Source organism: Algibacter sp., assembly GCF_049667265.1.
Classification (GTDB): domain Bacteria; phylum Bacteroidota; class Bacteroidia; order Flavobacteriales; family Flavobacteriaceae; genus Algibacter_B.
In genome coordinates this window covers 1-5494 of record NZ_JBATHX010000198.1, presented here as the reverse complement: position 1 = coordinate 5494, position 5494 = coordinate 1, and the positions used below count along the sequence as shown (strand labels likewise).

3 protein-coding genes and 1 tRNA gene are annotated in these 5494 nt (G+C 32.1%); 1 reads left to right on the top strand and 3 read right to left on the bottom strand.

Annotated elements, in window-relative coordinates:
- The 3 genes from WBN21_RS07590 to WBN21_RS07580 all read right to left on the bottom strand — a co-directional run.
- The coding region (locus WBN21_RS07590; protein ID WP_424198988.1) for a carboxypeptidase-like regulatory domain-containing protein at positions 1-808 on the bottom strand (808 nt) is incomplete at its 3' end.
- A gap of 224 nt (positions 809-1032) precedes the next feature.
- Entirely contained in the window at positions 1033-3786 is a 2754-nt protein-coding gene (locus WBN21_RS07585) for a transcriptional regulator (RefSeq protein ID WP_424198986.1), read from the bottom strand.
- 184 nt (positions 3787-3970) lie between these two features.
- A tRNA-Leu gene (locus WBN21_RS07580) sits at positions 3971-4052 on the bottom strand.
- Between the two features lie 102 nt (positions 4053-4154).
- Here WBN21_RS07580 and WBN21_RS07575 point away from each other — a divergent pair.
- On the top strand, positions 4155-5494 hold a 1340-nt coding region (locus WBN21_RS07575; RefSeq protein ID WP_424198984.1), incomplete at its 3' end, for a dipeptidase.

The window sequence follows — 5494 nt, the reverse complement described above, 5'->3', positions numbered from 1 at the left end:
CACTTGAACCAGACTCATAAGCCATGGTAACAAATTGTTCAGCATTTGCCATTTTCACAATATTTTGAGCCTTTTGAAAACCTGTATAACCATTATAAGTAAAAACTGGTTTTTGATCAAACTTTCCAGTCTTGGTTTCTATAATTATAACACCATTTATTCCTTGTTGCCCAAAAATCGCAATAGAAGAAGCATCCTTTAATACGGAAACAGTTTCAATTTGACTATTATCTAAAAAGTCAATGTTATTATAAAACATGCCATCAACCACGTAAAGCGGATTTGTATTATTTCCATTATTATATGAAGAAACACCACGAATCCTAACGCTAGGCGAATCTCCTGGAGATCCAGCACTTGTTACTTGTAATCCAGCCACCTTACCTTGTAAAGATTGCATGATATTACTATTTGGTGTTTTCTCTAAATCTTCAGACTTTACAGTAGAAATTGACCCTGTTAAATCTGCTTTTTTCTGGCTACCATAACCAATTACAACAACTTCTTCAAGTGAAGCAATATCTGGTTCTAGCGATACATTTAATGTAGACTGATTTTGAACAGTTACAGAAAATGTTTTGAAGCCTAAATAGCCAAACTCTAAAATTTCTCCGGCATTTGCGTTAATGGTATAATTGCCATCAAAATCTGTACTTACGCCTCTTGTAGTTCCTTTAACAATTACATTTACCCCTGGCAAGGGCATATTATCTTCGGCACCTACAACCGTACCTTTAATGGATACGTTTTGTGCAAATGCTGTAATTGAACATATAAAAAGTAACAATAAAGTTAATCTTGTTTTCATATAGTCTTATTTAAAAAGTTAGTTTTTACTAAATTATAAACTAAATAAGGTTAAATCAAAAAAAAGCGTACACATAAAATACGCCATATTGATGAAACATCCAAAAATTACTAATTGACGTATGTTATTACTATGATTCTTAATTGAAAACAGGGGGGTTACAAAGGTAATGACGTACTTTTGACGTAGTATAAGAATAACTATATTGAGAATTTTAAGCTGTTTTATTTAAAATTTCGCAAATAATCGCTTAAAGATTTATCATTATCCAAATCTAACTTGCGTTTTAAACGATATCTGTGCGTTTCTAAGCCTCTAATTGAAACATTCATAAGTGGCGCAATTTCTTTAGTTAATAAATTCATCTTTATATAAGCGCAAATTTTCAAATCTTTATGTGTAAGCTTCGGGAATTTACTTTTTAGTTGATTAAAAAACTCCTCATGTACCTGATTAAAATTGTACTCAAATAGTTGCCATTCGTCCTCATGACCTATGGAGTTATCAATTTTCTTTAAAAGTCTATTATAAGATGAATTATTTTTAAAACCGGTTTCATTATTTATTAATTCATTCTTAATTTCCTGCATCGATTCATTTTTCTTAACCAATGCCATGGCGGTATTTGCAAGTTGTTTACTTTTTAATTTAACTTCACTTTTTAACGACTCATTTTTTAATTGGACAATTTTATTATCATTTTCAATAACTTTTTCTTTTAATAAAATTTCCTGTTCTTTTTTAAGCTTTTGGTGAAGTAAATATTGCTCCTTTTTAATTTTACGTTTATGAAAGCCATATGCAACTAACCCAATAATTAAAGACATTACTAAATAAAAATAGGTGTTTTTATACCATGGTGGCAAAATTTCCAAACTCAATGATTTAATTTTTGATATTTGGCCTGACGTATTTATAGCCCTAAACCGAATAGTATATTTCCCATTACTTAAACTAGAAAGCTCTAATTTTTCATTTTCCATTTTATACCAATTATATGCATCAGAATTCGATAAGGCATATTCAAAATAATGATTTTTGGAATTAGGTGATGAAATGGAAATTCCTATGTTTTTATTAAATGGAAATTGATAAACTCCAGATTTATTAATCTCGACTAATTCTTTATCAATTTCGATACGTTCAATAATTGGTGTCTGGAGGGAGTCTTTTTTAGACTGATGGCTTTTTATGTTTATTAGCATAAAACCATCGTATAGATTTAAAGCATGGATTGTGTCATTAATTTTTGAAATATTTTCACCACCTACTACCAACCTTTTTTGAAATAATTGGCTTGGCAACTCCAAATTAATTTGCTCATCAATTAAGGAGGTAAATTTTATTTTATCATTTTTATTTAGAGTAACTAATAAATCTGTACTAGAATTTGAAATTAAATTCGTCTCTTTTCCAAAGGTTTTATTTAATAAAATATGAGGTATAATACTATCCAATAAAGGCTCATATTTTTGCCACCCTTCATTTGTTTTAAAACAAATATCATTTTTTATGCGATGCACTTTCACATTAAAATCTGACCAAAGCCCTTTATCTTTATAATTCTTGAATTCTAAAACATTTTCATAATCCGAATCCATTTTCACTCTAAATAATCCTTTATAAGCATGGGCTACCCACAAAGTATATTTATCTTCAAATACAAAATATTTAATTGGAATATTCTTTTCTCCTAAATGTGTAACATCCCAATTTCCATTCTGATATGTATACTTTACCAATCCTGTATAAGTACCTTGAATAAAGGTTTGATCAGATTCGGGCACTTTCCTAATAACCCATCCCCCAGTAAAATTCGATATTTTTTTAAGTGTTTTATCCTGCACTAAATACGTACCGCTGTTGTGCCCACAAAATAATTCGCCATTAATTTCTTTTAAATCCCAAACTTGACCTTGAGAATTTTTAGTGAACTTTAAAATATCATCCTCTAAATAAAACAGTCCTGTATTACTCCCAATATAAATGGTATCCTTAAAATTGATAATGTCATAAACAGCACCTAACTCACCCGAATTATCATTATAAAAAATATGATTATAATTTAAGTCAATTAATGCAATACCATTATCCAAGCCTATCCATAATTCATTGTCTTTTCCTAAACCTTGACATAAAACGGTATTATTTAACAGACCATTTTCCTTATTAATATGGAACAAAATATTACCATCACTATCAGTAATATAAACGCCGTTTTTTATTGTTCCAAAAGCCATATAATTGTTTTTTAAGCTTAAGAAACTATTTAATTGGTGCTCTTTTATTAAACTATTTATTTCAGGGAACCGTGGCTTCAAAGTAATCCCATCATAAATAAAACAACCTCTTAATGCCGTGGTAATCAGGAGTTCGTTATTATATTTTGTTATTGAAATAACTTTAACCTCACTAAATTCATCAATATTTATTAACGGTATTAAAGTCTCATTTTCTAAAACAAAAACCCCATCTTTTAAAGTAGACACATAAATTTTACCATCTACCTTATTACACGATATAATAGTAGATTTAGGCTTTATTCGAGTAATTGTATTCTTCTTATAGATATAAATATTTGAGAACGATCTAAAAAGCACAGCGTCTTCATGCGGTAATATCTGCCAGAAGGCCTCATCAAGCAACTCATCTTCTTTAAAATTACTTAATGATGTATATGAAAGTTCGCCTTGAATATTTTTTTGCCAATATCCAAACTCCTGATAGGATCCAGTATATATCACACCCTTTAGTGCCAATACAGATCGAATAATGGTTTTGTTCGGAAGTTGTAAAAAACCCCATTTTAAACCGTCAAATTCAACTAAACCTTTATCGTTTGCAACATATAGTTTACCATTTTCAGAAACAGAAATACCCCAATTTTGGTTTCCAACATTAAAATCTGTTAAAGCATAATTTTTAAAAAAAGGCGTGTATTGGGCTGTAACAGTTTTAGTGATTAAAGCAAAAATCAAAAAAAAACAAAATCGAAATCTATATAGGCGAAAAAACATATTTTAAAGTCAATTTTTTAGAGTACACCAATTTAAGTAAATTAATTAGCCCTATAAAAATACGTCAATTAATATAACTTAAACTAGAATAAAAAACACAACTTGTTATAACGAAAAAAGTCGAAGATAAATCTTCGACTTTTTGTGCGGGAGAAGAGACTCGAACTCTCACACCTTGCGGCACTAGATCCTAAGTCTAGCGTGTCTACCAATTCCACCACTCCCGCTAAAGGACTGCAAATATAAACAACATTTTTAAATTGCAAACTTCTTAACCTCAAAAAAGAATCTTTTTTTATACTTTTGAATTTATCAATAAAAAAACTTCCATGAACCATATCAAATCCTATATTTCAGAGCATAAAGAAAGATTTTTAAATGAGTTATTAGAACTCTTAAAAATCCCATCAATAAGTGCCGATACAGCATATAAAAACGATGTTTTAAAAACTGCCGATGCTATTAAAATTAGCCTAGAAAAAGCAGGTTGCGATACTGTTGAAATTTGTAAAACAGACGGCTACCCAATAGTTTACGGTGAAAAAACAATCGACAAAAACCTACCGACAATTTTAGTTTACGGTCATTATGACGTGCAACCGCCAGACCCGTTAGACTTATGGCAATCACCACCTTTTGAGCCAGTAATTAAAAAAACAGACAAGCATCCTGAAGGCGCTATTTTTGCACGAGGAGCTTGTGATGACAAAGGGCAAATGTACATGCACGTTAAGGCTTTGGAGTTTATGACAGTCACCAATCAGTTGCCTTGTAATGTTAAATTCATGATTGAAGGTGAAGAAGAAGTAGGAAGCGCAAACCTCGCCACCTTTGTAAAAAACAACCAAGAGAAATTAAAAAACGATGTTATTCTTATTTCTGATACGGGAATGATTGCTAACGATGTTCCTTCAATAACCACAGGATTAAGAGGATTAAGCTATGTAGAAGTTGAAGTTACAGGCCCAAATCGCGATTTACACTCTGGATTATACGGCGGAGCAGTTGCCAACCCAATAAATATATTAACCAAAATGATTGCTTCATTACATGATGAAAACAATCACATCACCATTCCTGGGTTTTACGATAAAGTTGAAGAGCTTTCAAAGGAAGAACGCGCCGAAATGGCAAAAGCACCTTTCAATCTAGAAAACTATAAAAAAGCACTAGATATCGACGCTGTTTACGGCGAAGCAGGCTTCACCACTAACGAGCGCAACTCCATCCGCCCAACGCTCGATGTTAACGGCATTTGGGGTGGCTACACAGGCGAAGGTGCAAAAACCGTTATAGCAAGTAAAGCTTATGCCAAAATTTCCATGCGCTTAGTACCGCACCAAGATTGGGAAGAAATCACCCAACTTTTCAAAACGCATTTTGAAAGTATTGCACCAAAAGCCGTTACAGTAAACGTCAAACCACATCATGGCGGCCAAGGCTATGTTACACCAATAAACAGCATGGGTTACAAAGCCGCAAGCAAAGCCTATCAAGACACCTTTGGCAAAACCCCAATTCCTCAACGAAGTGGCGGCAGCATACCCATTGTAGCGCTTTTCGAGCAAGAATTGAAAAGCAAAACCATTTTAATGGGCTTTGGTCTAGATAGTGACGCCATTCATTCACCAAACGAGCATTTCGGAATTTGGAATTACCTAAAAGGCAT